20 protein-coding genes, 1 tRNA gene and 1 pseudogene are annotated in these 26,543 nt (G+C 71.5%); 12 read left to right on the top strand and 10 right to left on the bottom strand.

Going from position 1 to position 26,543, the window contains the following annotated elements:
* Window positions 1-85: 85 nt before the first annotated feature.
* From glmU to ACX25U_RS21600, 3 genes are all read right to left on the bottom strand, one after another.
* A complete protein-coding gene (gene glmU / locus ACX25U_RS21590) occupies window positions 86-1,534 on the bottom strand; it encodes a bifunctional UDP-N-acetylglucosamine diphosphorylase/glucosamine-1-phosphate N-acetyltransferase GlmU (RefSeq protein WP_454382392.1) in 1,449 nt (482 codons plus the stop codon).
* 116 nt (window positions 1,535-1,650) lie between these two features.
* Window positions 1,651-1,723: transfer RNA gene (locus tag ACX25U_RS21595), tRNA-Gln, on the bottom strand.
* Between the two features lie 15 nt (window positions 1,724-1,738).
* Window positions 1,739-2,599: a hypothetical protein gene (locus ACX25U_RS21600; RefSeq protein WP_454382393.1), complete on the bottom strand. Its 861-nt coding sequence runs from the start codon at window positions 2,597-2,599 to the stop codon at window positions 1,739-1,741.
* A 167-nt stretch (window positions 2,600-2,766) separates the two neighbouring features.
* Here ACX25U_RS21600 and ACX25U_RS21605 point away from each other — a divergent pair, with 167 nt between their 5' ends.
* The gene (locus ACX25U_RS21605; protein WP_454382394.1) at window positions 2,767-4,092 is read left to right on the top strand and encodes a sensor histidine kinase; all 1,326 of its coding nucleotides are present in this window, start codon (window positions 2,767-2,769) and stop codon (window positions 4,090-4,092) included.
* A 30-nt stretch (window positions 4,093-4,122) separates the two neighbouring features.
* Here ACX25U_RS21605 and ACX25U_RS21610 read toward each other — a convergent pair whose 3' ends face one another.
* Complete coding sequence (locus ACX25U_RS21610; protein WP_454382396.1) at window positions 4,123-4,617, bottom strand: SUKH-3 domain-containing protein; 495 nt, start codon at window positions 4,615-4,617, stop codon at window positions 4,123-4,125.
* Between the two features lie 41 nt (window positions 4,618-4,658).
* Window positions 4,659-5,174: a YwqJ-related putative deaminase gene (locus ACX25U_RS21615; protein WP_454382397.1), complete on the bottom strand. Its 516-nt coding sequence runs from the start codon at window positions 5,172-5,174 to the stop codon at window positions 4,659-4,661.
* A gap of 324 nt (window positions 5,175-5,498) precedes the next feature.
* Between ACX25U_RS21615 and ACX25U_RS21620 the strand changes: the two genes are divergently transcribed.
* The 3 genes from ACX25U_RS21620 to ACX25U_RS21630 all read left to right on the top strand — a co-directional run bounded on the left by ACX25U_RS21620 (window position 5,499) and on the right by ACX25U_RS21630 (window position 10,239).
* The gene (locus ACX25U_RS21620) at window positions 5,499-6,527 is read left to right on the top strand and encodes an SMI1/KNR4 family protein (RefSeq protein WP_454382399.1); all 1,029 of its coding nucleotides are present in this window, start codon (window positions 5,499-5,501) and stop codon (window positions 6,525-6,527) included.
* Window positions 6,528-6,535: 8 nt separating this feature from the next.
* On the top strand, window positions 6,536-9,124 hold the full coding sequence (locus tag ACX25U_RS21625; protein WP_454382401.1) for an SUKH-4 family immunity protein: 2,589 nt from the start codon (window positions 6,536-6,538) through the stop codon (window positions 9,122-9,124).
* A gap of 248 nt (window positions 9,125-9,372) precedes the next feature.
* On the top strand, window positions 9,373-10,239 hold the full coding sequence (locus ACX25U_RS21630) for a cellulose-binding protein (RefSeq protein ID WP_454382402.1): 867 nt from the start codon (window positions 9,373-9,375) through the stop codon (window positions 10,237-10,239).
* Between the two features lie 30 nt (window positions 10,240-10,269).
* On the opposite strand, the gene ACX25U_RS21635 is transcribed toward ACX25U_RS21630, so the two are convergent.
* Window positions 10,270-11,883 carry a sodium/solute symporter gene (locus ACX25U_RS21635; RefSeq protein WP_454382403.1) on the bottom strand — a complete coding sequence of 538 codons (1,614 nt, stop codon included), beginning with the start codon at window positions 11,881-11,883 and terminating at the stop codon, window positions 10,270-10,272.
* Window positions 11,880-12,386, bottom strand: coding sequence for a DUF485 domain-containing protein (locus ACX25U_RS21640; RefSeq protein WP_454382404.1), 507 nt, complete (start codon window positions 12,384-12,386; stop codon window positions 11,880-11,882). The genes ACX25U_RS21635 and ACX25U_RS21640 overlap by 4 nt, the downstream gene beginning before the upstream one ends.
* Window positions 12,387-12,886: 500 nt before the next feature.
* Between ACX25U_RS21640 and ACX25U_RS21645 the strand changes: the two genes are divergently transcribed.
* The 7 genes and pseudogenes from ACX25U_RS21645 (at window position 12,887) to ACX25U_RS21675 (ending at window position 24,197) form a co-directional block, all read left to right on the top strand.
* A complete protein-coding gene (locus tag ACX25U_RS21645; protein WP_454382405.1) occupies window positions 12,887-13,675 on the top strand; it encodes an ABC transporter ATP-binding protein in 789 nt (262 codons plus the stop codon).
* Window positions 13,672-16,251, top strand: a complete 2,580-nt coding sequence (locus ACX25U_RS21650) for an ABC transporter permease (protein WP_454382406.1) — start codon at window positions 13,672-13,674, stop codon at window positions 16,249-16,251. Before ACX25U_RS21645 ends, ACX25U_RS21650 begins: the two co-directional genes overlap by 4 nt.
* A gap of 200 nt (window positions 16,252-16,451) precedes the next feature.
* Window positions 16,452-20,045, top strand: coding sequence for a transcription-repair coupling factor (mfd, locus tag ACX25U_RS21655; protein ID WP_454382407.1), 3,594 nt, complete (start codon window positions 16,452-16,454; stop codon window positions 20,043-20,045).
* 133 nt (window positions 20,046-20,178) lie between these two features.
* A complete protein-coding gene (locus tag ACX25U_RS21660; RefSeq protein ID WP_454394415.1) occupies window positions 20,179-20,892 on the top strand; it encodes an HNH endonuclease family protein in 714 nt (237 codons plus the stop codon).
* Window positions 20,893-21,029: 137 nt separating this feature from the next.
* A pseudogene (locus tag ACX25U_RS21665) lies at window positions 21,030-21,761 on the top strand (hypothetical protein); the annotation flags it as partial.
* A gap of 151 nt (window positions 21,762-21,912) precedes the next feature.
* Entirely contained in the window at window positions 21,913-22,656 is a 744-nt protein-coding gene (locus ACX25U_RS21670; protein WP_454382408.1) for a hypothetical protein, read from the top strand.
* Window positions 22,657-22,685: 29 nt separating this feature from the next.
* Window positions 22,686-24,197 (top strand): protein kinase domain-containing protein, encoded by a 1,512-nt coding sequence (locus tag ACX25U_RS21675; RefSeq protein ID WP_454394417.1) that lies wholly within the window; start codon window positions 22,686-22,688, stop codon window positions 24,195-24,197.
* 32 nt (window positions 24,198-24,229) lie between these two features.
* Here ACX25U_RS21675 and ACX25U_RS21680 read toward each other — a convergent pair whose 3' ends face one another.
* Window positions 24,230-24,445: a DUF397 domain-containing protein gene (locus tag ACX25U_RS21680; protein ID WP_454382410.1), complete on the bottom strand. Its 216-nt coding sequence runs from the start codon at window positions 24,443-24,445 to the stop codon at window positions 24,230-24,232.
* An 8-nt stretch (window positions 24,446-24,453) separates the two neighbouring features.
* A complete protein-coding gene (locus ACX25U_RS21685; RefSeq protein ID WP_454382411.1) occupies window positions 24,454-25,290 on the bottom strand; it encodes a helix-turn-helix domain-containing protein in 837 nt (278 codons plus the stop codon).
* Window positions 25,291-25,521: 231 nt separating this feature from the next.
* Here ACX25U_RS21685 and ACX25U_RS21690 point away from each other — a divergent pair, with 231 nt between their 5' ends.
* Entirely contained in the window at window positions 25,522-25,941 is a 420-nt protein-coding gene (locus ACX25U_RS21690) for an ATP-binding protein (RefSeq protein ID WP_454382412.1), read from the top strand.
* Window positions 25,942-25,949: 8 nt separating this feature from the next.
* On the opposite strand, the gene ACX25U_RS21695 is transcribed toward ACX25U_RS21690, so the two are convergent.
* Complete coding sequence (locus ACX25U_RS21695; RefSeq protein WP_454382413.1) at window positions 25,950-26,393, bottom strand: hypothetical protein; 444 nt, start codon at window positions 26,391-26,393, stop codon at window positions 25,950-25,952.
* Window positions 26,394-26,543: the final 150 nt, after the last annotated feature.

Genomic DNA, 26,543 nt, shown 5'->3' on the forward strand with positions numbered 1-26,543 from the left:
TCTCCTCAGAGGGTGTTCGCAGCGTGGTGGCGTACACGAAAGTGCACTTATCACGGTACGCCGTGTTCGGCGCACCCGTTTCCGGTCAGACCTCGCCCTCCGCCTCCGGAACAGCCGCCTCGGCCGCCTTCGCCGCCGCACTCCCCGGACGCTTACGAGCCACCCAACCCTCGATATTCCGCTGCTGACCACGGGCCACAGCCAGCGCACCGGGCGGCACATCCTTCGTGATCACCGAGCCGGCAGCCGTATAAGCACCGTCCCCGACCGTGACAGGAGCCACAAACATGTTGTCCGAACCCGTCCTGCAGTGCGAACCCACCGTCGTGTGATGCTTGCTCTGCCCGTCGTAGTTCACGAACACACTCGCGGCACCGATGTTCGTGTACTCACCGATCGTCGCGTCACCGACATACGACAAGTGAGGAACCTTCGTCCCCTCGCCGATCGACGCGTTCTTCGTCTCCACGTACGTACCCACCTTGGACTTCAGCCCAAGACGCGTCCCCGGCCGCAGATACGCGTACGGCCCCACCGACGCCTGCGGACCCACCACAGCCCCGTCCGACACCGTGTTGTCCACACGCGCCCCGGCCCCGACCCGCGTATCCGTCAACCGGCTGTTGGGCCCCACCTCCGAGCCCTCACCAAGATGCGTCGACCCGTGCAACTGCGTCCCCGGATGCACGACGACGTCCCGCTCGAACGTCACCGTCACATCCACCCAGGTCGTCGCCGGATCCACCACCGTCACCCCGGACAGCATGGCGGCCGCCAACAACCGGTCGTTGAGAATCCGCCGCGCCTCCGCAAGCTGCACCCGGTTGTTGATCCCCGCGATCTCCCGATGATCACCGGCCACACACGCACCCACCCGGTGACCCGCCTCACGCAGAATCCCGAGCACATCCGTGAGGTACTCCTCACCCTGACTGTTGTCCGTCCGGACCTTCCCCAGCGCCTCCGCCAGCAACCGCCCGTCGAACGCGAACACCCCGGAATTGATCTCCCGGATCGCCCGCTGCGCCCCGGTCGCGTCCTTGTGCTCCACGATCGCGGTCACGACACCGGTGGCGCCGTCCCGCACGATCCGGCCGTACCCGGTCGCGTCCGGCACCTCGGCGGACAGCACGGTGACGGCGTTGCCGCCCTCGTGGTGCGCGGTGGCGAGGCTCTGCAGCGTCTCACCGGTGAGGAGAGGAGTGTCCCCGCAGACGACGATCACGGTCCCGTCGACGGGCCCGCCGAGCTCCTCCAGCCCCATACGGACCGCGTGCCCGGTCCCCTTCTGCTCCTCCTGCACGGCCGTACGGACCTCGGGGTCGACCTCGGCCAGATGCGCGGTGACCTGCTCCCGCGCGTGCCCGACGACGACGACGAGATTCTCCGGCTTCAACTCACGCGCGGCGGCGAGCACATGGCCCACCAGGGAACGGCCACAGATCTCATGCAGAACCTTCGGTGTGGCCGACTTCATACGGGTGCCCTCACCCGCTGCGAGAACGACGACGGCTGCCGGGCGAATGGCGCTCACGGGATGCCCTTCGGCTGTGGATGGGTGGGGGTGGACATCCGCAGGATACCGGGGCGTGTCTGGGGGGAGATGAGAGCGGGTCCTGACCCGTGGGGGGCAGGACCCGAACCGAGCAGCTCCGCCAGCTGGATTCGAACCAGCACTACAGGGCTTCAAAGGCCCGCGGGCTACCAGTTACCCCATGGCGGATCGCTGCATCAGACCTTACCGGAGACGTGCTGGGGCCTGTGCCACCATTCCATTCCACCAGCCCTCGATGCGGCGGTAGAGCTCGGCGCCCTGCGATACGCGGATCACAAGGCAGCCCCGGTAGTTCTCGCCCACGTTCTTGCGGACGGTCTTCGGATTGTGCTTCTTGATCGTCGTCTTCTGGAACGTGGCAGCGTCGACGCCGACCAGGGCGGCCCAGTAACGCTTGGCTGCCTCCACATCTGCCGTCATGTGAATCATTACGCGGTACTGCAGGCGCTCCGCCTCAACGTCCAGGAGGCTCAGCCAGGCGAGATAGAGCTGGATCACACCGGGGTCGCTGTTGACGAAGATGACGGTTTCCCGCCGTTCGTACGGTTTGTCCTTTGTCCCCTCTGCCCAGTAGAGGGCTACTCCAGCTATGAAGAGGTCCCGGTCGGACATCTCCCCGACCTCCTGCGCGGCAACGGCCTTGGTTTGCTGCCGTGCCTGGTCGCGTACGGCGAGCTCGTGCTCCCATCTCTTCCGCGCTGCCAGCTTTGCCTGCTCCGACGGATCGCGCCGCTCGGGCTTCGGTAGATCCCGCACCCACAAGGAGATCGAGCTCTTCGAACACCCCAGCTCCACCTGGATCTGGTCGTACGTCCAGCCCTGGAGACGAAGCTCGCGTGCCTTGTCGCGCAGGTCGTCCTTCGCGTTCGGGCGTTTGGTCCACTCCGGAGGCGGCTCGCCCTCCAGGAGGCGGTTGAGGATGTCGTTGTTGTCGACGTGCAGGCGGTCTCGGATCTGCCGTCGGCTGAGCCCTGCCCGTCGCAGCGCGACCGCCCGCTCCCGGAGCCCCTCGAAGTCGGCGTACTTGCCTTGTGCATGTGCCATGGGCATACCGTCCGGGCGGAATGCCCGGTTCCGGGGTCGAACGGGGGGTGGTTCAGCAGTTCGAGGGATTCCGGATGGTTTCGCTGTCATTCGATTACGGAGTGTGGTCCAGTCCTGTGCCCGGAACTCGGCGGAAAAGCCGGGGCGGCCGCCCGTAGGCTGGGGGTATGACCACGACGGGGGAAGACCACGGGACGGCCCCGACCGGGCCGTGGTGGTGGGCGCGGTGGCGTGGTGCGGTGCTCGACGGGAGCCTTGCGCTGGTGTCCGCGCTGGAGTGTGGGGTCGAGGGCGTGCCGTTCGCGCGGGACGCGGGGGTTCCGGCGGCCGTGGGGGTCGTGTTCGGGGTGCTCGCGGGCTCCGTGCTGCTCGTTCGGCGGCGGTGGCCCATTGCCGTGGTGCTGGTGGCGATCGCCATCACGCCGGCCCAGATGGGCTTCCTGATGGCGATCGTCGGGCTCTACACCCTGGCCGCGTGCGAGTTGCCGCGCAGGGTCATCGCCGCTCTCGCCGGGATGTCCTTCCTCGGGACGATGATCGTGACGTTTGTGCAGGTGCGCCAGGACATGGCCCGGGGGGATCTGACCCTCGGGAACTGGTTCGTGCCGTTCGCCGCGGTCACCACCTCGCTGGGGCTGACGGCGCCGCCGCTTCTCCTCGGTCTTTACGTGGGGGCGCGGCGGCGGCTCATGGAGAGTCTGCGGGAGCGGGCGGACAGTCTGGAGCGGGAGTTGCAGCTGCTCGCGGAGCGGGCGGAGGAGCGGGCCGAGTGGGCTCGTAACGAGGAGCGGACGCGGATCGCGCGGGAGATGCACGACGTGGTCGCGCACCGGGTGAGTCTGATGGTGGTGCATGCCGCCGCGTTGCAGGCTGTCGCCCGGAAGGATCCGGAGAAGGTTGTGAAGAACGCCGCTCTGGTCGGGGACATGGGCCGGCAGGCGTTGACCGAGTTGCGGGAGATGCTGGGGGTGCTGCGCAGTACGGAGGGGCAGGTGCCCGCGCAGGCCCGTGAGCGTGTGGAGCGGGCCGCTGTGCCGTTGGCCGCGGTGGGGGCGGCCGCGGCGGCCGCGGCTTCCCGGGCGGCCGGTGGTGGGGCCGAGGGTCCGTGTCTGTCGGAGTTGGGCGAGTTGGTCGGGCAGTCGGTGGCGGCGGGGATGGCCGTGGATCTGTCGGTGGAGGGTGAGGTCCGCTCGTATGCGGTGGAGGTGGAGCAGACGGCGTACCGGGTGGTGCAGGAGGCGTTGACGAACGTCCACAAGCATGCGGCGGGGGCGAAGGCGTATGTGCGGTTGGCGCACCGGTCGTCGGAGATCGCGATGCAGGTGGAGAACGAGCCGCCGCCGGAGCCCGCGTCGGCGTCGGCGGGGCTGCCGTCGGGCGGGAACGGTCTGGTGGGGATGAGGGAGCGGGTCGTCGCGCTGGGTGGTGTGTTCGTGTCGGGGCCGACGGATGCGGGGGGTTTCCGGGTGTCGGCGGTGATTCCGGCGTCGTAGGGCCGGGTGCGGGACGGGTTCCTGGTTTGTTCAGCCTGTTGTCAGCCGTACCGGTTGCATGCCGGAGATGAGGGCGGTCAGGGCCTGGTCGATGTCGGGGCCGAGGTACCAGTCGCCGGTGTGGTCGAGGGCGTAGACGCGGCCTTCGGTGTCGATGGCGAGCAGGGTGTCGGTGTCGGTTTCGGTGCCGAGGGGGCAGATCTCGGTGTCGAGGGCGCGGCCGAGGTCGCCGAGGGTGCGGGCCATGTGGAGGCCGTGCAGGGGGTCGAGGTGGAGGGTGGCGGGGGCGATCTGGCGGCCGGGGCCGGTGGGGGTGATGTGCAGGTCGCCGAATTCGGCCCAGGCTTCGACGGCGGCGGGGAAGACGGCGTGGCGGTGGCCGGCGGGTGAGGTGTGGTCGCGCAGGGTGTCGGCCCAGATTTCGGCTTGTTTTATGTCCCAGCGTCCGGGTTGCCAGCCGGCGGCGCGCAGGGCGGCGTCGACGGGGACGGCGAAGCGGGTGGTCGAGGTGCGGTCGGCGTGCATCTGCCTTCGTTCGTCGTGGGGGTGGTGTGGTGGGGGCGGGGTCAGGTGTCGTCGGTCGTGGGGTCGACGATGCGGACGCCGAAGTGGGCGCTGAGTGCGGTGCAGGCGCGGCAGGGGGTGGCGAAGCTGCCGTGGAGGGGGTCGCCGTCCTCGCGGATGCGGCGGGTGGTGAGTTTGGCCTGTTTGAGCGTTTTGCGGGCTTCGCCGTTGGTCATGGGTTTGCGGGCGGCGCGTTTGCTGCGGGCGGCGTCGGCGGTGGCGATGTGCCGGGAGATGAGGGTGGTTTCGGCGCAGCGGCCGGTGAAGCGGTCGCGTTGGGCGCTGGGGAGGGTGTCGAGGAAGTCCTGGACGAGGGGGTGGAGGGCGGGGGGTTCCTCGCTGCGGGCGGCGGTGCCGGTGAGGGTGGCGCCGCGGACGGAGAGGGCGGCGGCGACGGTGGGGAGTATGCCGTCGCGGCGGTGGCGGAGGGTGGGCGCGTGGGGGGTTTCGGTGGTGCTCCAGCCGATTCTCGGGTCGCCGGAGGCGTTTGCCTGCGGTCCCGTCTGTGTCGCGCTCATGATCGTTTTTTCCTCCTGTGCATCCCCCCGAAGGACACAGATTGCCAAATGGCGTTGCCGCCGCGGTAGCTGGGGCGGTGTGACACGCCCGGGTGGGGGCGGTGCGTCACGGCGGGGTGACGGCTGGTCACGTCTGGGGGGCGGTGGGGGCGTGGAGGCGGGGTGGAGGCCCGGTGACCGGTGTCGTCGTACCGCATAGGCTGTCGGCACGCCGCGATGCGCGCGGTTGACGCGTTGGAGAGAAGTAGGGATACGGGTCTTGGCGGGCCGGAGCTGGAAGCCGGTCGCCGTGGGTCGTACAGAGTGCCTCAGGGGGCAACCGCCATGACGACAGGTCGGCTCGGGCTGGGGGTTCCACCCGGCCGCCAGGCTGGGGGACAGGCCGCGCCGCCGAACGCGGCCTATGCCGGGCAGATCGTGCACTTTCCGGATCCGGTCCGGGCCGCTCGTCACCCGAGAGGGGTACGGGTGGACGAGCGTGGTTTCCCCGACTTCTCGCCGTATGCGCGGGCCGCGGTGGAGATCGCGGAGCCGCCTGCGGGGTTCGGGGTCGACGAACTGCGGCTGACGGACTATGTGTCGGCGAACGCGGCGCTGGCGGCCTCCGGGCACGAGCTGTGGGACACGGTGCCGAGTGTGGCGACTCCGCACGGCTGGACGTGGCATCACGTGGCGGGTGGCCGGCGTCTGGAGCTGGTGCCGGTGGAGGTGAAGGCGCTGTTGCGCCATCACGGCGGGATCGCGACCGCGAACGTCGACCGGGCCAAGCGGGGTACGCGTCCGTTGCAGGAGACGCGGCCGGCGCACTTCGGGCTGCCGAAGTCGGGTGTGGCGGTGTCGGAGCAGCAGGTGCTGGGGGTCGAGGAGGACCTGGGGTACCGGCTGCCGGGTGCGTACCGGTCGTTTCTGAAGGCGGCGGGTGGTTGTGCGCCTGTGGGGACGGCGTTGGGCGCGGAGTTGGGGCTGCTGATCGACCAGCCGTTCTTCACGGTGCGGGAGGAGGCGGCGGTCAATGACCTGGTGTACGTCAACAAGTGTCTGCGCGACCACTTGACGAAGGATTATCTGGGGGTCGGTTTCGTGCAGGGCGGGCTGCTCGCGGTGAAGGTGAGGGGCGAGCGGGCCGGTTCGGTGTGGTTCTGTGCGTACGACGATGTGCGGGACGTGGATCCGTCGTGGTCGCAGGCGGAGCGGGTGGAGCGGTTGCTGCTGCCGTGCGGTGAGGACTTCGATGTGTTTCTGTCCCGGCTGGCGGGTTCCCCGACGGAGTTGGAGACGGTGGCGAACCTGATGGTGGACGGCGGTTTCGTGCGTGTGGTCGCTGTCTCTTCCGGGCCGTCGGTGGGGGAGTGAGTCGGGCGATGGTGACGTTCGCGCAGGCGCAGGAGCGCGCGGAAGAGTGGGTCAACGGGGATGTGCCGGCGTACCAGCATCGTGAGGTGCGGGTACGTGAGTTCGAGCTGGGTTTCGTGGTGTGGGCGGAGGACCGTGAGGGCGGTCCGCGGCTGGACGGCGGTGCGCAGCGGCTGGTGATCGCCCGGGACAGCGGGGAGGCCACGCTGTGGCCCGGCTTGCCGGTGGGTGAGGTGATCCGCCGGTACGAGGAGGAGTACGGCCGTTCGGAGCAGGTCGCGGACGCGGTTCCGGCGCCGGCGGCCCGGGTGGATCTGAATCAGACGTCGTTCTTGCTGAGTCCGCCTCAGTGGCTGCAGGAGGCGGCGGACAAGCTGGGGATTCCGGACCGGCGGGGCGGGTCGGAGGCGGCGGAGGACGGTGCGCTTCCGCAGACGCAGGCCGGGGTGCCGGTGGGTGGGTCCGCGGGCGCGGGTGTGCCGGGTGCGCCTGCCGGGGCGACCCCGTGGGCCGGGACGGACACCAACGCGGATGCGGGGGACGACCGTTCCGTGCCGCTGCCGGACACGGTGTACTCGCCGTCGCTGAGCGAGGCCGACGACGACACTCCGCCGCCGCTCGCCGCCGCGTCGGACGCCGAGACGGCACTGATGGCGGGCGGGAGCGGGCTTCCGCGTACGACGCAGGCACCGGCGGTCGACGGGGCCGGCGGGAGCGGTACTCCGGCCGATGCGGGCGTGTCTGGTGTCCCGTGGGGCGGCACGCCGCCGCCTGCGCCGCCGAGCACGTTGCCCGGTCCGGGCACGCCGCCCACCGGCGCCCCGCAGGGCGGGCCGCAGGATTCGGCCGGTCCGGCGCGGCCGCTCGCGCCCAACGCGGGTGACATCGCCGACGCCGTGACGAGCAAGGCGCCGCCTCCGCCGCGCCGTGGGCGGAGTGGCTCGACCGCGCCTCCGCCTCCGGGTGCCCCGGGGGCGCCGGGCGCGCGTCCGGGCGGAGCTCCCACGCCGCCTCCGCCCGGTGCGCCGGGTGCCGCGGGCGGTTACGTGCCGACCCAGCTCGTGTCGTCGCTCGGCCCCGACGGCCCCGAGGGTGCCAATGGTCCGGGCGCGCCCCAGCCGCCGGGGGTGCCGGGGGCGCCTGGTGGTACGCCTCCGGGTGGGGTTCATCACGCGGCCACGATGCTCGCGGACCCGGGCCGGACCGGTGGGGGGACGCCGCCGACGGCTCCGCCCGGTGTTCCTCCGGGCGCTCCGGGGGTGCCGGGCGCGCCCCAGCCGCCGGGAGCCCCGGGTGTGGTGCACCACGCGGAGACGGTGCTGGCCGCGCCGTCGCCGGGCGGCCCCGGTATGCCCCCGCCGCCTCCGGGTGCTCCCGGTGTGCCTCCGGGTGTCCCGCAGCCGATGCCGCCGGGTGCGATGCCACCGCCTGGCCGGCAGCCTGTCCCTGGGCAGCCCGTGCTTGGGCAGCCTGTCCCTGGGCAGCCCGTGCCTGGGCAGCCCGTGCCTGGGCAGCCTGTCCCTGGGCAGCCCGTGCCTGGGCAGCCTGTCCCTGGGCAGCCCATGCCTGGACAGCCCGTCCCCGGGCAGCAGCCCCCGGCCTACGGCTACCCCCAGCAGGGGCAGCCGACGGTCGGCCCCGGCTATCAGGCCGTGTTGCGCTACCGCGCGCAGGACGGTTCCGAGCAGCAGCTGATCCGGCGCTCCGCGCCGGGTACGCCGCACCCGGAGTGGCAGATCTTCCACGAGCTGCGCGCCATGAACGTGCCGCCGGACCAGGTCCTGGAGCTGCACACGGAGCTGGAGTCGTGTCAGCTGCCGGGTGCGTACTGCGCGCGGATGATCCGTGAGCAGTGGCCGCAGGCGCGCATCACGTCGATCGCGCCGTACGGCACCGATCACGCGAGCCGCCGGCAGGGCATGCAGCAACTCCTCGCCCATCAGGGCGAGTTGCACCAGGTGGCGGACGGTCCGGCCCGCCCGGGCCCGGTCCGTGCGCCGTTGCCGCCGGTGCAGGCGGCGCCGCCGATTCCGCCGGAGGCCATCGCCCAGGAGCTGGGCGCGGCCTTCGGGCCGGGCGTCTTCCGGTTCGAGCATGCAGCGGTCTCCCGGCAGGGCGTTCCGCCGATCGTGGCGCACATCCTGGTGGTGGCGGGGCTGCCGGTCGACATGGGTCCGTTCTTCTGGGCGCAGGCCCAGCCGGGGCGCCCGGTGCCGACGTTGGCGGAGCTGGCGGCCGAACGCGGGGTGCAGCCGGCGCCGGACGCGGGCTCGTACCTCGTCATGGGCAGTGACTTCGGCAAGGCGATCTGCGTGCAGTACGGCACGGCGAACATCGTGGCGGTGCCCGTGGAGGCGGGGCCGGGCGGTGGGCCCGTACCGCCGCAGTTCGTGAACACGGGGCTGCCGGAGTTCGCGCGCTGTCTGGCGCTGCTCGGGCGGATGTGGCGGCTGCGTTTCGGCCTGAACCAGGAGCAGGCGGGCCGCTGGACCGTCGACTTCCAGGCGCAGCTGGCGGCGCTGGACCCGGCGGCGCTGGGTTCGCCCGAGAGCTGGTGGTCGGTGTTGCTGGAGCAGATGTGGGACGGGCTGCTGTGAGGCGTCCCGGCTGACGGCCGCACACCGTGCGGGCAGGGCCGGACCCGGTCGTCGCGACCGGGTCCGGCCCTTTTGCGTTCGTCCTTGTGTCCGTAGCCCTCCGGGCGCCGTCCGACTTCCGCACCCGGAGTGTCGCGTTATGAACATTCACGCCCAATACATCAAGATATGCGCGAAATAATCATGTCGTATTCCGTTCGTGCCGTTCGGCGGTGTTCCGGCAGCGTTCCGGCGGAGAGGGGTCCAGGATGAGCAGCGCACCGGAGTCGCCGCACGGATTCGTGGTCGCACGGGGACGCGGCTACCGTCCCGCCCAGGTCGACGCGTACACGGCTGCCCTCTCCGACGACCGGGACGCCGCGTGGGAGCGCGCGGCGCGGCTGACCGTCCTCGCCCGGGAGATGGAGGCGGAGCTGGCCCGGCTGCGTGAGGCGGTGGCGGGACTGGGCCCTCAGACGTACGAGAGTCTCGGTGAGCGTGCCGGGCGGCTCTTCGAGCTGGCTCAGGAAGAGGCGCACGCGGTGCGCAAGGGCGCGCGGCGGGTGGCGCAGCGCCTGGTGGAGGCGGCGCGGGCCGATGCGGAGGGCGTACTCGCGGCCGCACGGGCGCAGGCCGACGCCGTGCGCGCCCGGGCCGACGAGCAGGCCGAGCGGCGCCTCCTCGCGGCTCGTACGGAGGCCGACGAACTGCGGGTCACGGTGCGGCGGGAGGCGAAGGAGTGCCGCGGCGAGGCGCTGGCCGCGCTGCGGGAGGCGCGGCAGTGCGCCTCCGGGATGCTCACCGCGCAGGCCAGGGAGCACGCCGAGCGGTGGGCGGAGGCGGAGCGTGTGGAGGCCGAGCGGCGGGCCGCCCTCGAGGCGGAGCACGCCGCCCGGGCGGCGGCCGCCGAGGCGGCCCTGTCGGAGGCGGTGCGGGCGCTCGTCGAGGCCGAGCAGGCGGCGCTGCGGGGGCAGCAGGAGGCGCGGGCCCGGGCGGCGGAGGTGCTGACCGAGGCCCGGCTGCGGGACGAGTGGATCGCCGGGAAGACGGAGCGGGCGCTGCGCGAGCACGACGGGGCGTGGGACGGCGCACGGGCGCGGAGGGATCCGGTGCGGAGCGGCATGACGGGACGCTGACCGGGCCGGGCGGGCGAGGAGGTGGCCGCGTCAGCTTCCCCTGCGTACCGCCCCCGCCAGGATCCACCCCTCCACCGCCTCGTACTGCCGACGCTGCTCCTCGGCCGTGCGGCGGCCGGAGGCCAGTGTGCCCAGCCAGCCGAGGAGGAAGCCGAGCGGGATGGTGACCAGCCCGGTGGTGGTGAAGGGGAAGAAGGCGAAGTCGGCGTCCGGGAAGGCGGAGACCGGGGAGCCGGAGACGAGGTTGGTGCCGGGCATCAGCAGCAGGACGGCGAGTGTGCCGCCGATCAGGGTGCACAGCAGACCCGTTCGGGTGAAGCGGCGCCAGAAGAGGCTGTAGACCAGGGCGGGCGCGATGGCGGAGGCGCCCAGGCAGAAGCTCAGCGTCACCAGCGGCTGGAGGCTGCGGTGTTGCACCAGCGTGGCCAGCAGGATGGTGGGCAGGCCCACCGCCAGGGCGGAGAGGCGGGCCAGCGTCATCTCGCGGCGTGCCGGCATCTCCTTCACGCGGGCCGCGAAGACGTCGTGGGCGAGGGAGTTGGCGCAGGCCAGGATCATTCCGGCGACCGAGGCGAGCAGGGTCAGGAAGACGGCCGTGGTGACGGTGGTGAACAGGAAGGTCTCCCCCGCGGACACGTCCGCCCCGAACGCGGCCCGCGAGCCCAGCAGGTACGCCGTGTTGCCCTGCGGGTCGGCCCGTGCGATCGTCCCGCGTCCGATCAGCGCCGTGGCACCGAACCCGACCACGGTGATGACCAGCACGAACAGTGCCACGCCGGCCACGGCCCAGGACATCGACCGCCGTACCTGCCGTGCGCTGGAGGCGGTGTACATGCGCATGGTGACGTGCGGCAGGCACGCTCCGCCCAGGACGACCGTCAGCTCGGACGTGATCATGTCCAGGCGGGGGTGGGGCCCGCCCGCGAACTGCAGCCCCGGGTGCAGGAACGCCGGCCCCGCGCCGCTGTGCCGCGCCGCCGTGTCGAACAGGGCGCCCGGGTCCCAGTCGAACCGCCGCAGCATCAGTACGGCGACCACCGCGCCGGACCCGAGCAGCATCACCATCTTCAGGATCTGGATGAGGGCCGTGCCCTTCATCCCGCCGATCGCCGCATAGCTGATCATCAGGACGCCCAGGCCGACCACACAGCCGGTCTTGAGGGAGTCGCCGGCGAAACCGAGGAGGAAGGCGAGCAGTTGGCCCGTGCCGGCCAGCTGCACGAGCATCATCGGCACCAGCGCGGCGATGGTGACCGCGCACGCCGCGATGCGTACCGCCCGCCCCGGCATCCGCCGCGCCAGCACGTCTCCCATGGTGAACCGGCCCGCGTTGCGCAGGGGTTCGGCCAGCAGGAACATCAGCAGCGTCAGCGACAGCGCGGTGCTCAGTGCCAGCACGATCCCGTCGTAGCCGCACAGGGCGATCACGCCGGTGGTGCCCAGCACGGTCGCCGCGGAGATGTAGTCGCCTCCGATGGCCAGGCCGTTGCGCATGGGGGACAGGGAGCCGTAGCCGGTGTAGAACTCGTCGAGGTCGTCGCGGTCGGGGCCGGTCATCACGCACAGCAGCAGCGTGATGGTGGCGACGGTCGTGAACGCCACCAGGGACATCGTCTGCGCTGAGCCGCTGAACTGCGTCGTCATCGCGTCGCCTCCCGCTTGGCGTCCAGTTCGGCCTGCTTGCGGATGAGGTTCGCGATCGGGTCGACGTACCGGCGCGCGGTGTGCTCGTAGAGGGCTGTGGCCAGCCAGGTGACGGGCAGTTGGGCCAGGGCGAGCAGCAGTCCGGCGGGCAGTCCGCCGGTGACCTCGCCGGCCATGAGGGACGGGGCGAAGGCGGACAGGACGAGGAACAGCGTGAAGTATCCGAGCGCGGTGAGCGCCGCCACGCGCCGCTGCAGGCGGTAGGCCCTGCGCAGCATCCGCAGGTCGCTGTGGTGTCCCAGCGCCGCCCGGCGCGGCAGCCGCCGCGCGGGCTCGGGCCGGGGCTCGGGCGACTGCCAGGGGTAGGTCGGGTGCGGCGGTGACGACGGGTGCGGGGCGTATGCGTGCGGGGCGTGCGGGGCGTACGGGTGCGGCGGTGACGACGGGTGCGGGGCGTATGCGTACGGGTGCGGCGGGTGCGGCGGGGAAGGGTCGTACGACATCCCGGTGCTCCTAGAGTGGCGGCTCTTGCGGGGATGTGGGGGGTGCGGGTCACGCACGCTACTCGGAGCCCCGGTGACGCGCGGCGTTTTGGCCAAACTGAGCGGTCGGTATGCGCTTGCCGCGCAGGCCGGGGAGCGGTCGCCCTTGACCTTCACGCGGCGGGAGGGTGGACGCTCGGTGGGCCGATGGGTGGAGGCGACCCTGAGACGGGGTCCACCTGTCGGCGGACGACCCCTAGGGGGAGCTCCGTACTCGGGGTCGGGGAGGGTTCGTACCGGCGGAGGACGTGAAGGGGCGGGGGCCGTCCTTAGTCTGGCTTTACGCCGCAGGGGGGCGGTGAGCCGCACCGACGGAGGTGGGGTTTTCCCCAGCGAAAGACTGCGCTGAGCACCAGCGCGCCAGGGGGACTTCGCCGAGCACACTCGATGGCGTACCGATTCACCACATCACGCATCTCTTCCAGCGTGACCCACCAGCCAACCGATATAGGAGACTTAACGTGACAACGGCTGTGACCATTCCCAGGCACGGGGGTACTGGAGGGACTACGGCCGTTGCCGCGCGGGCGCGGCAGGTCGTAAAGGCGTACGGGGCCGGCGAGACCCGTGTCGTCGCCCTCGACCACGTCGACGTGGACATCGCCCGCGGCCAGTTCACCGCGATCATGGGTCCCTCGGGGTCCGGCAAGTCCACGCTGATGCACTGCCTCGCCGGTCTCGACACCGTGACCAGCGGTCAGATCTTCCTGGACGAGACCGAGATCACCGGCCTGAAGGACAAGAAGCTCACCCAGCTGCGCCGGGACCGGATCGGCTTCATCTTCCAGGCGTTCAACCTGCTGCCCACGCTGAACGCGATCGAGAACATCACCCTGCCCATGGACATCGCCGGCCGGAAGCCGGACGGGGCGTGGCTGGACCGCGTGGTGGAGACCGTGGGTCTGGCCGGCCGGCTCAAGCACCGGCCCAACCAGCTCTCCGGCGGCCAGCAGCAGCGCGTCGCCGTGGCCCGCGCCCTGGCCGCCCGACCCGAGATCATCTTCGGTGACGAGCCGACCGGGAACCTGGACTCCCGCGCGGGCGCCGAGGTGCTGGGCTTCCTGCGCCAGTCGGTGGACGAGCTGGGCCAGACCATCGTGATGGTCACCCACGACCCGGTGGCCGCCTCCTACGCCGACCGCGTGCTGTACCTGGCCGACGGCCGGATCGTCGACGAGATGCACAAGCCGACGGCCGACCAGGTCCTGGACCGCATGAAGGACTTCGACGCCCGGGGGCGCACGTCATGACCGTCCTGAAGACCTCCCTGCGCAACTTCTTCGCGCACAAGGGGCGCATGGCGCTGTCGGCCGTCGCCGTTCTGCTGTCGGTGGCGTTCGTCTGCGGGACGCTGGTGTTCACCGACACCATGAACACGACGTTCGACAAGCTGTTCGCCGCCACGTCGTCCGATGTGACGGTCAGTTCGAAGGACGCCTCGGAAACCGGCGAGACCACCTCGGGCAACGGCAAGCCGCCGGTCATGCCGGCGTCCGTGCTCGGCAAGGTGCGCGGCGCGGACGGGGTGGAGTCGGCCGAGGGCGCGGTGTTCTCGTCCTCGGTGACCGTGGTCGACGCCGACAAGGACAGCCTGTCGCCGACCAGCGGTGCGCCCACCATCGTCGGCAGCTGGAACGGCAACGACGCCCGCACCATGAAGATCACCTCCGGTGCGGCGCCCAAGGGCCCGGACCAGATCATGGTCGACGCCGACACGGCCGACAAGCACGGCCTGAGGCTCGGTGACGAGGTCGCCGTGATCAGCGCCGTCGGCACGCACAAGGCGAAGATCTCCGGTGTCGCCTCGTTCACCGTCACCAATCCCGGCGCGGCGATCTTCTACGTCGACACGAAGACCGCCCAGCAGGCCCTGGTCGGCCAGACCGGCGTGTACACCAGCGTCAACGTCACCGCGGCGGCCGGCGTCAGCGACGCGCAGCTGAAGAAGAACGTCACGGCCGCGCTCGGCGGCGGCTACAAGGTGCAGACCGCCCAGGAGATCACCGACGCCAACCAGAAGGAGATGAGCAGCTTCCTCGACGTGATGAAGTACGCGATGCTCGGCTTCGCCGGGGTCGCCTTCCTCGTCGGCATCTTCCTGATCATCAACACCTTCTCCATGCTGGTCGCCCAGCGCACCCGGGAGATCGGCCTGATGCGGGCCATCGGCTCCTCCCGCACGCAGGTCAACCGGTCCGTGCTGGTCGAGGCGCTGCTGCTCGGTGTGGTCGGCTCCGTGCTCGGTGTCGGCGCCGGCGTCGGCATCGCGATCGGGCTGATGAAGCTCATGGGCTCCATGGGCATGCACCTGTCCACCGACGATCTGACCGTCGCCTGGACCACCCCGGTCGTCGGCCTCGTCCTCGGTGTCGTGGTCACGGTGCTCGCCGCCTACCTGCCGGCCCGTCGCGCCGGCAAGGTCTCGCCGATGGCCGCGCTGCGCGACTCCGGTGCCCCGGCCGACGGCCGCGCCGGACGCGTCCGGGCGGTGCTCGGCGTGCTCCTCACCGGCGCCGGCGGGGCGTCCCTGTACGCGGCCGCCGCGGCCGACAAGGCGAGCCAGGGCTCGCTGTGGCTGGGCCTGGGCGTGGTGCTGTCGCTGATCGGCTTGGTGGCCGTCGGCCCGCTGCTGGCGGGCGGCGTGGTCCGGGTCCTCGGCGCCGCGCTGCTGCGGGTCTTCGGCCCCGTCGGCCGCATGGCCGAGCGCAACGCGCTGCGCAACCCGCGCCGCACCGGAGCCACCGGCGCGGCCCTGATGATCGGCCTGGCCCTGGTGGCCTGCCTGTCCGTGGTCGGCTCCTCCATGGTGGCCTCGGCCACCGACCAGCTCGACAAGACCGTCGGCACCGACTTCATCATCCAGTCCGACAGAGGAGAAGTGATCACTCCCGATGCGGTCAAGGCCGTCAAGTCGGTGGACAGCCTGGAGCGCGTCACCGAGTACCGGATCATCGACGCCGCCCTGACCACGCCCGACGGCAAGACGTCCAAGAAGGAGACGATCAACGCCGCCGACCCGACGTACGCCACGGACCTGCGCACCGAGACGGTGGCCGGCAACCTCGCCGACGCCTACAAGGCCGACTCGATGTCCGTCTTCGAGGGTTTCGCCGAGAAGCACGACATCAAGATCGGCTCCACGGTCGAGGTCGCCTTCAAGGGCGGCGGGACGGCCAGGCTGACCGTCCGCGCGATCACCAGTGACGACGTGGTGGTCGACAAGGGCGCGATGTACGTCTCCATCGACACCCTCGCCAAGTACGTCCCCGCCGAGAAGATGCCGCTGGACATCCTGCTCTTCGGCGCGGCGAAGGAAGGACAGCAGGACGCCGCGTACAAGGCGCTGAAGGCGGAGCTGCACGACTACCCGCAGTACATCGTGCGCGACCAGACCGACTACAAGCAGGCGCTGAAGGACCAGATCGGGCAGCTGCTCAACCTGATCTACGGACTGCTGGCGCTCGCGATCATCGTGGCGGTCCTCGGTGTGGTGAACACCCTGGCGCTGTCGGTGGTCGAGCGGACGCGTGAGATCGGCCTGATGCGGGCGATCGGCCTCTCCCGCTGGCAGTTGCGGCGGATGATCTGCCTGGAGTCCGTGGTGATCGCCCTGTTCGGCGCGCTGCTCGGACTCGGGCTCGGGATGGGCTGGGGCGCGACCGCCCAGAAGCTCCTCGCCCTGGAGGGTCTGAACGTCCTGCAGATCCCGTGGGGCACGATCATCGCCGTCTTCATCGGCTCGGCGTTCGTGGGCCTGTTCGCCGCCCTGGTCCCGGCCTTCCGGGCGGGCCGGATGAACGTACTGAACGCGATCGCCACGGACTGATCCCGGGGTGCGGCCCCAGGGACGGAAGGGCAGGGGCGGCGGGGGCGAGACACCCCCGCCGCCCCTGCCCCCGTTGTCCACAGCCCCCACAGCCACCGGCCCCGGCGTCGTACGCTGAAGGGACCCCGGCCCGCCGCACGAGTCGGGCCCTTCGTGTTTCCCACCTCGTGTTGCCCACCTCCGGACGGAAACAGCCCCTCATGAGCCTGCACGGTCTGCTCGACGCCGTCGTCAAGGACCCCGCCCTCGCGGAAGCGATCGCCGCCGCGGCGGACGGCAACCGCATGCACGTCGACCTCGTCGGCCCCCCGGCGGCCCGCCCCTTCGCGGTCGCCGCCCTGGCCCGCGAGGCCGCCCGCCCCGTGCTCGCGGTGACGGCGACCGGCCGCGAGGCCGAGGACCTGGCCGACGCCCTGCGCTCGCTGCTGCCCCCTCAGGGCGTCGCGGAGTACCCCTCCTGGGAGACGCTCCCGCACGAGCGGCTCAGCCCCCGCAGCGACACCGTGGGCCGCCGCCTGGCCGTGCTGCGCCGCCTGGCCCACCCCAGCCCCGACGACCCGGAGACCGGCCCGGTCTCCGTCGTCGTCGCTCCCGTGCGCTCCGTCCTCCAGCCACAGGTCAAGGGCCTGGGCGACCTGGAACCGGTAGCGCTGAGGAGCGGGCAGACCGCCGACCTGAACGACGTCGTCGACGCCCTGGCCGCCGCCGCGTACTCCCGCGTGGAGCTGGTGGAGAAGCGCGGCGAGTTCGCCGTGCGCGGCGGCATCCTCGACGTGTTCCCGCCCACCGAGGAACACCCCCTGCGCATCGAGTTCTGGGGCGACGACGTCGAGGAGATCCGCTATTTCAAGGTCGCCGACCAGCGTTCCCTGGAGGTCGCCGAGCACGGCCTGTGGGCACCGCCCTGCCGTGAGCTGCTGCTCACCGAGGACGTACGCACGCGTGCGCGTGCCCTCGCCGAGCGGCACCCGGAGCTCGGCGAACTGCTGGGCAGGATCGCCGAGGGCATCGCGGTCGAGGGTATGGAGTCCCTGGCACCGGTCCTGGTCGACGACATGGAGCTGCTGCTCGACGTACTGCCCAAGGGCGCCATGACCGTCGTCTGCGACCCGGAGCGGGTGCGCACGCGCGCGGCGGACCTGGTGGCGACCTCGCAGGAGTTCCTGCAGGCCTCCTGGGCGGCGACCGCGATGTCCAGCGCGGACGAAGTCCGCTCCGGCAAGGGTGGTGGTGGGCGACGGGTGGGAGGCGAGGCGCCCATCGACGTCGGCGCGGCCTCCCTGTGGTCGATCGCGGACGTACGGGACCGCGCGCGCGAGCTGGACATGATGTGGTGGACCGTCTCGCCGTTCGCCGCGGACGAGACGGCGTACGACGGGGACGGGGACACCCTCAAGCTGGGCATGCACGCGCCCGAGACCTACCGCGGGGACACCGCGAAGGCGCTCGCCGACACCAAGGGCTGGCTCGCGGACGGCTGGCGCACGGTCTTCGTCACCGAGGGCCACGGCCCGGCCTCCCGCACCGTCGAGGTGCTCGGCGGGGAGGGCATCGCGGCCCGCCTGGACGTGGACCTGGGACAGCTGTCGGCGTCGGTGGTGCACGTGGCGTGCGGCTGCATCGACCACGGCTTCGTCGACCCGGGCCTGAAGCTGGCGGTGCTCACCGAGACCGACCTGACCGGCCAGAAGGCGGCCGGCCGCGACGGCGCCCGGATGCCGGCCCGCCGCCGCAAGTCCATCGACCCGCTGACCCTGGAGGCCGGCGACCACATCGTCCACGAGCAGCACGGCGTGGGCCGCTACATCGAGATGGTGCAGCGCACCGTGCAGGGCGCCACCCGCGAGTACCTGGTGGTGGAGTACGCCCCGGCCAAGCGCGGCCAGCCCGGCGACCGCCTCTACATCCCCACCGACCAGCTGGAGCAGATCACCAAGTACGTCGGCGGCGAAGCGCCCACCCTGCACCGGCTCGGCGGCGCGGACTGGACGAAGACCAAGGCGCGTGCGAAGAAGGCGGTCAAGGAGATCGCCGCCGACCTGATCAGGCTCTACAGCGCGCGCATGGCCGCGCCCGGGCACGCCTTCGGCGCCGACACGCCCTGGCAGCGTGAGCTGGAGGACGCCTTCCCCTACGCGGAGACGCCCGACCAGCTCACCACGATCGCCGAGGTCAAGGAGGACATGGAGAAGTCGGTCCCGATGGACCGTCTGATCTGCGGCGACGTCGGCTACGGCAAGACGGAGATCGCGGTCCGCGCCACCTTCAAGGCGGTCCAGGACGGCAAGCAGGTGGCGGTGCTCGTGCCCACCACGCTGCTGGTGCAGCAGCACTTCGGCACGTTCTCCGAGCGGTACGCGCAGTTCCCGGTGAAGGTGAAGGCGCTGTCCCGCTTCCAGACCGACACCGAGGCCAAGGCGGTCCTGGAGGGGCTGCGCGAGGGCTCGGTGGACGTCGTGATCGGCACCCACCGCCTGTTCTCGTCGGAGACGAAGTTCAAGGACCTGGGCCTGGTCGTCGTCGACGAGGAGCAGCGCTTCGGCGTCGAGCACAAGGAGCAGCTGAAGAAGCTCCGCGCCAACGTCGACGTCCTGACGATGTCCGCGACGCCGATCCCGAGGACCCTGGAGATGGCCGTGACCGGCATCCGGGAGATGTCGACGATCACCACGCCTCCCGAGGAGCGCCACCCGGTGCTGACGTTCGTCGGGCCGTACGAGGAGAAGCAGATCGGCGCGGCGATCCGCCGTGAGCTGCTGCGCGAGGGCCAGGTCTTCTACATCCACAACCGGGTGGAGTCCATCGACCGCGCCGCGGCCCGGCTGCGCGAGATCGTCCCCGAGGCGCGGATCGCCACCGCCCACGGCCAGATGTCGGAAGCCACCCTGGAGCAGGTCGTGGTCGACTTCTGGGAGAAGAAGTACGACGTGCTGGTCTCGACGACGATCGTCGAGTCGGGCATCGACATCTCCAACGCCAACACCCTGATCGTGGAGCGCGGCGACAACTTCGGCCTCTCCCAGCTGCACCAGCTGCGCGGCCGGGTGGGCCGTGGCCGCGAGCGCGGCTACGCCTACTTCCTGTACCCGCCGGAGAAGCCGCTGACGGAGACGGCCCACGAGCGCCTGGCGACCATCGCCCAGCACACGGAGATGGGCGCGGGCATGTACGTGGCGATGAAGGACCTGGAGATCCGCGGCGCCGGAAACCTGCTGGGCGGCGAGCAGTCCGGGCACATCGCGGGCGTCGGCTTCGACCTGTACGTGCGGATGGTCGGCGAGGCGGTCGCGGACTACCGCCGCCAGCTGGAGACCGGTGGGATCGAGGAGGAACCGCCGCTGGAGGTCAAGATCGAGCTGCCGGTCGACGCGCACGTCCCGCACGACTACGCGCCCGGCGAGCGGCTGCGCCTGCAGGCCTACCGGTCCATCGCCTCCGCCGACTCGGAGGAGGACGTCAAGGCCGTCCGCGAGGAACTCACCGACCGCTACGGCAAGTTGCCCGAACCGGTGGAGAACCTGTTGCTGGTGGCCGGGCTGCGCATGCTCGCCCGCGCGTGCGGCGTCGGCGAGATCGTGCTGCAGGGCAACAACATCCGCTTCGCCCCGGTGGAGTTGCGCGAGTCGCAGGAGCTGCGCCTCAAGCGCCTCTACCCCGGCTCGGTGATCAAGCGGGCCGTCCACCAGGTCCTCGTGCCCCGCCCCAAGACCGCGAAGGTCGGCGGCAAGCCGCTGGTCGGGCGCGAACTGCTCGGCTGGGTGGGGGAGTTCCTGGCGTCCGTCCTGGGGTCGTAGCCGTGCCGCACCGCGCCCCGTGCCTCCGTGCCCCCCGTGTGACATGGACATCCTCCCCGCTACCGTGGGCACTTCGGAAAAGAGGCCCGCACCAGGGGCGGGACCAGGCATGCAAGGGGAGGGGCGCGGCGTGATGCGTCTGAGGGGTGGTGCGGTCGCGGCCGCCGTCATGGCGTTGACCGTGACCGGTTGCACGGAGGAGATCAACGGCTCGGGCGAACCCGGGAAGGCGGCGGGCGGGGGCGGTGCGGCGCTCGCCGCCGCCGAGTCGCTGCCCGTCAAGGGGCGTGCGCCGAAGACCGGTTACGAGCGGGGCAGGTTCGGCAGCGCCTGGGCGGACACCGACTCCAACGGCTGCGGCACCCGTGACGACATCCTCAAGCGGGACCTGAAGGAGGTCAGGTTCACCGGCGGCACGTGCAAGGTGTCGTACGGCGTGCTGCCCTCGGATCCGTACTCCGGCAAGGAGATCACCTACCGGCGCGGTCGCAGCCAGGTCGACATCGACCATGTGGTCGCCCTGTCGGACGCCTGGCAGAAGGGCGCCAAGTACTGGAACGCGAGCAAGCGCATAGCCCTGGCCAACGACCCGCTCAACCTGCTCGCCGTGGACGCGAGCACCAACCGCTCCAAGGGCGACGGCGACACGGCGACCTGGCTGCCGCCCAACAAGGCCTACCGGTGCACGTACGTCGCCGCGCAGGTCGCCGTGAAGAAGAAGTACGAGCTGTGGGTCACCGCCGCGGAGAAGGACGCGATGAAGAAGGTCCTGTCCGCCTGCCCCGGCCAGAAACTCCCCTCCGGCGGCAACCCGACGAAGGCACCGGAGCGGTTCCAGGCGCGGTGACGCGACGCCGTACGGCCGGGGAGGCGGGTGTGCCTCCCCGGCCGGGGCGACGGGTGTGCCTCCCCGGCCGGGGCGACGGGTGTGCCTCCCCGGCCGGGGCGACGGACCGCCGGTCGGATGGCCTGGTACTGAGGTGACCGCCGCCGGAATCGCGCGGCCCGCGGGGGTCGGCCGCGCGGCCGTCAGCAACTGGCGCCGCCGCCACGCCGACTTCCCTCGCCCCGCCGCCGCCCGCCACCGGGGCCCCGCCGGTGCGCTGGCCGCTGACCACCGTCGGCGAACTCGCCCGTGCCGGCGCCCTGGTCCTGCGCACCGCCGGCCCCACCGCCGCGACGCACACGCGTACCTCCGCCACGGCGCCGGCCCGCGCGGGCGCCCCGGTCCTCACCGACCACGACGTCCTCGCCGCCGCACCCTCCGGACTGCTGCCCGACGGGGAGACGGCCGAGGACACCGTGCTCACCGAAGCCGGCGACGTCGTCGTCCCCGTCCTCGGCGGGGGAGGCGTCGCCCGCGTTCTCGACGAGCGCACCGCCGGCGCCGTGCTCGGCCGCAACCTCACCCTGCTGCGCCCCGACCCGGCCGCGCCCGACCCGGCCGCGCCCGACCCCTGGTTCCTCGCCGGACTCCTGCGCGGCACCGCCAACAACCGCCAGGCCGGCAGCTACGCCTCCACCGCCACCCGGCTCGACGTGCGCAGGCTCCAGCTTCCCCGGATCCCGCTGGAACAGCAGCGGCCCTACGGCGAACGGTTCCACGGCCTGGCCGCCTTCGAGGACACCCTGCGACTGGCCGGACGCCTCGGCGAGCAGCTCGTCCGGGGCATGTACGACGGGCTGACCGACGGGACGGTCCCACCCGACGCCTGACCGGGAGACGACAACGGTTCGGTACATCCGAAGCCGGGCGTCCGAGCGGACCGATACCCTCGGAACACGCCCGGAACACCCCCGGTGGTACCGCACCGTACGCAACGTCCCCTCAGGCGCCTCACCGGCGGCCTCGGCACTAGGAGCAGTCATGCACGGCCCCGGCTACGCGCCGCCGCAGCCTCCGCGCCCCTCGACCGCGCTGGTGGTCGTGCTCAGGGTGCTGTTCGTGGCCCTGTCGGTGCTGAGCATCGGCTTCCTGGCCTGGGCCGCCATGCTGCGCGTCGCCTGCGTGACCCGTGCCCGGCGCGACTGGTTCCTGTTCGGCGTGTCACTGGCCGTCCTGGTCGTCGCGTGCGTGCTCATCAACAACGACCCCACCGACGACCTCAGTACTCCGAGCGGCGACCTCGCCGTGGTGATGCTGCTGCTGTCCGCGTTCGGCAGCGCCGGCTACCTCCTGTACGCGGATGTCCGCCGCCTCCGTACGCCGCCGGTCGGTCCCAGTCCCACGGCCACCACCGTGGTGTACGGCTACCCGCCGTCCATCACTCCCCAGAGCTACGCTCCGGCACCGGCCCCCCACCTCCCGCCGCAGCCCGCTCCCTACGCCCCGCCGCAGCCCGCCCCCTACGTCCCGCCGCCGCCCGCGGCCTTCGGCACCACCCCGGCCCCCGCGCACGCGCCCCAGCCCGCGCCGGCCCCGATACCCCAGCCGCAGCGCCCCGCGCCCGCCCGGATCGACCAGGTCCGCGCCGAACTGGACGAGCTGAGCGACTTCCTGCGCGGCCAGGACCACGGCCCCGACCACGGCCGTCAGCCCGGGCAGGGCGGAACCCGGGGCAGCTCGGACACCGGGTACGGAAAGGGCCAGGGTACGGGGGGCGGCCGGTGACCGCACGCGTCATCGCCGGACGCTACGAACTGTCCACGCTCATCGGACAAGGCGGCATGGGCCAGGTCTGGACGGCCTACGACCAGCGGCTCGACCGCCGCGTCGCCGTCAAACTGCTGCGCCCCGACAAGGTCGCCGGACCCGACAGCCAGGACGCCGCCGAACTGCGCCGCCGCTTCGTCCGCGAGTGCCGCGTCACCGCCCAGGTCGACCACCCCGGCCTGGTCACCGTGCACGACGCCGGCAGCGAGGGCGAGGACCTGTACCTCGTCATGCAGTACGTCGACGGCGCCGACCTCTCCGACCACCTCGCCGAAAACGAGCCGTACCCCTGGCAGTGGGCGGTCGCCGTCGCCGCCCAGCTGTGCGCCGTGCTGTCCGCCGTGCACGCCGTGCCGATCGTCCACCGCGACCTCAAACCGCGGAACGTGATGGTGAAGCCGGACGGCACCGTCACCGTCCTCGACCTCGGCGTCGCCTCCGTCCTCGACAGCGACACCACCCGCCTCACCCACACCGGCTCGCCCATCGGCAGCCCCGCCTACATGGCCCCCGAACAGGCCATGGGCGGCGCCGTCGGCCCGTACACCGACCTGTACGCGCTCGGCGTGGTGCTGCACGAACTCCTCAGCGGGAACGTCCCGTTCGCCGGCCCCACCGCGCTCGGCGTGCTGCACCGCCACCTCTACGAGCCGCCCCTGCCCCTGCGCCGGCTGCGCCCCGAGATCCCCGACGCCCTCGAATCCCTCGTCCTGCGACTGCTCGCCAAGGACCCCCAGCACCGCCCGGCCGGCGCCCAGGCGGTGTACGAGGAGCTGCTGCCGCTGCTGCCCCCGCGCGGCCCGCACACCGGCGGCCCCCTCGACCCCACCCGCCCCTTCCTGCGCCCGCACGCCCCCTGGCCCGACCGCGCCGTCATCCCCGCACCGCGCCCCGAACCGCCCACTGCCGAGGCCGGCGGCCACCGCGATGTCGCCACCGCCGTCGACGAGGTCAAACAACTGCTCGGCGAGGGCCGTATCACCCAGGCCGTCGACATCCTCGGCGCGATCCTCCCGGCCGCCGCCGCCCAGCACGGCGAGCACTCCCCGGTCGTACGCACGCTGCGCAAGCAGTACGCGGCCACGCTGATGGACGACGGCCAGTACCGGCGTGCCCTGCCCGAACTGCGGCGCCTGGCCGACGAACGGGCCGCCGAGGCCGGCCCCGCCGACCCGCAGTCCCTCCGGTTCCGCTACGACGCGGCGCAATGCCTCGAACAACTCGGCGAGCCGGTCGCGGCGCTCAACGAGTACCGGGCCCTGCTGCCGTACTTCGAGAACCGGTTCGCGGAGAACCCGTACACGGCCGCCGACCCCGATCTGCCCTTCGAGCTCCGCCGCCGCATAGGGCACCTGCTGCTCGCTCTCGGCGACCGGGCCGCCGCCCACGACACCCTGCTGCGCCTGCTCCACGACGCGGAGCGCCGCCACGGCCCCGGCCATCCCTTCCCGGCCGAGATCCAGCGCACCCTTCACTGGCTGGGCCAGGTACGCGGCTGACCGCGGGGAGGGCGTTTCTGCTGCCCTCTGCTTCAGTCGTGGAATCCGGCGAGGTCGGTCCCCGTCGAGCAGCCCTCGCCCTTGAGAGCTTGGACGAAGGCGCTGAAGGCGCCGGCCGGGAAGGTGAGGGTGGCCCTGGCCGGGGCTTTTGAGTCGCGGATGGCTATGTGGGTGGGGGAGTTCGCGATCTCGACGCACTCGTTGCCGTCGCCCGGGCCCGAGTAGGACGACTTCCGCCAGGTGTCCATGGGGTTCCTCACAACTCCTTCGCCAGCCTGTGGACGAATTCACGCGACTGTTCGGGTTCGAGTGACGCGGCCTCCACCTTACGGAAACTCGTTCGGTAGGTATTGAGCTGAGCCTCGGAATCAATGAAGGCTGAGCCGTGCAGCGCGTCGCGGACCACAGTGTCAAGCTTGGGCAGGGGACCGCCCACATACGTCATCGTGCTTGAGGCGCTGGCGAAGCCGTCCAGGTCGAAGGGGATGACGCGCACGGTGATGTGGTCCGCTTCGGAGAGCTCGAGAAGCCGGGTGAGCTGAGCCCTTGAGGTGGCACGGTCGCTGACTCTGATCCGAAGTGCCGCCTCATGGATCACCGCTTCGTACGGGATGGTGAACTCCTGGCGCGCCTTTCGGTGCTGGATGCGCAACTCGAGTTCCTCATTGGTCAGTTCTGGCAGCCTGGACGAGAAGACGGCACGCGCGTAGTCCTCCGTCTGCAGTAGGCCCGGCACGTACAGGATCGCCACGTGGCGTAGGAACCGGGCGTGGTGCTCCAACTCGGACAAGTCCAGGAATGACGTGGGGAGGAGGCCCCGGTACTCCTCCCACCAGCCGCGTGTCCGATCGGTGGCCATCGCCACCAGGGCGTCAATGAACCCGTCGTCGGTGCAGGCGTAGTGGGAGGCGAGGCGACGGAGTCGCTGCTCGCTCACGCCCGCGAGTGCGGACTCGATATGAGTGATCTGGGCGGGACTCACGCCGAGCAGCCCGGCTGTCTGGCGGGAGTTGAGACCCGCGGCCTCACGGAGCCTGCGCAGTTCAGTTGCCAGCCGCAACTGGCGTGCCGTTGGTTCGCGCCTCTTCACCATCGACTGGCCTCCCTAACGCGCTTGTAGGCGCGACTCGTTCGGCGTCAGATTACGCGACCAGCTTGCCGCGTCCCTAGATTTAGATCTACCGTCGGTGACGCGAAGCACACGCTGCGGCATTCCGGGATCCCGGAAGCGCACCGCTCCGTCCTGCCACGACGGCCGCGGCAATGCCACCGCCCGCACACCGCCGTAGAGCCCAACCCCTCACCCGACGATCGGAGCTGACCCATGCCCGAAACCGGCACCACAACCGACCCCTGGGAGTACTGCCTCTACATTCCCAACGACCCCCGCGCCGTCACGGTCAGCCGCCGCACCCTCCGCCTGATCCTCACCATGCACGGTCTGATCCGCCTCGTCGACGCTGCCGAACTCCTCGCGACCGAGCTGGTCTCCAACGCCGTACGGCACACCAAGGGACCCGCCGCCCTGCGGGTGCGCTGGGCGGCGGGCGTGCTGCGGATCGGGGCGTGGGACGCCGACCCCGCGCCGCCGGAGCCGCCGGTGCCCTTGGAGCGGGTGGCGGACCTGGAGGAAGGGCGCGGGCTGGCGCTGGTCAAGGCCTGCGCGGACCTGTGGGGGTGGCAGCCGCTGGCCAGGGAGGGCAACCGGGGCAAGGTCGTCTGGTGTGAGCTGGCCGCCGCCTGACCGACAGGTCAGCGCGTCACCGGAAACGCCGCCACGAACCGCGGCCCGTCTCCCAGGTGCTGGACCGGGAACGAGACCTTCAGGCCCTGCTCCTGGCCGGCCACCGACAGGTGGGTGACGTAATGCAGGCCGAGGAAGGCCCTCTTGGAGCCGCCCGCGGAGACATACGCGCGGGGAAGGTTGAGCTCCAGCCTGCCCGGCTTTCCACCACGGTTGCCGTCGAAGAACAGCACGCGCTGGTCGGTCAGGACGATGTACAGCGGACGGGGCGTCACCGTGGCCATCACGGTGCCCGCGCTGAGGATGCCGACCGCGGCGGCGGTGAGCGCCTGCCTGCCGACGGAGACCGAGCCGACCCCGGCCAGGCTCGTCAGCTCCACGCGCTCGTCCGCGAGGAGCAAGGGGGCGACAGCCTCGCGCAGTTGACGGGCGCGGCGGGCGTTCAGTGCCATGGGGAACTCCGTTGGGCAGGGCGGTCCCGGCGAGAGGCGCCCGTCGATCAAGACGGGCGGAGGTTAGGGAGATCAGGTGAACAGTAGGTGTCCGGGAGGTACGTGTACGGTCAAGCGGCGGTTGTTTTCGTGCCGCGTCCCTGTGCCGCC

Source organism: Streptomyces sp. JNUCC 63, assembly GCF_054366325.1.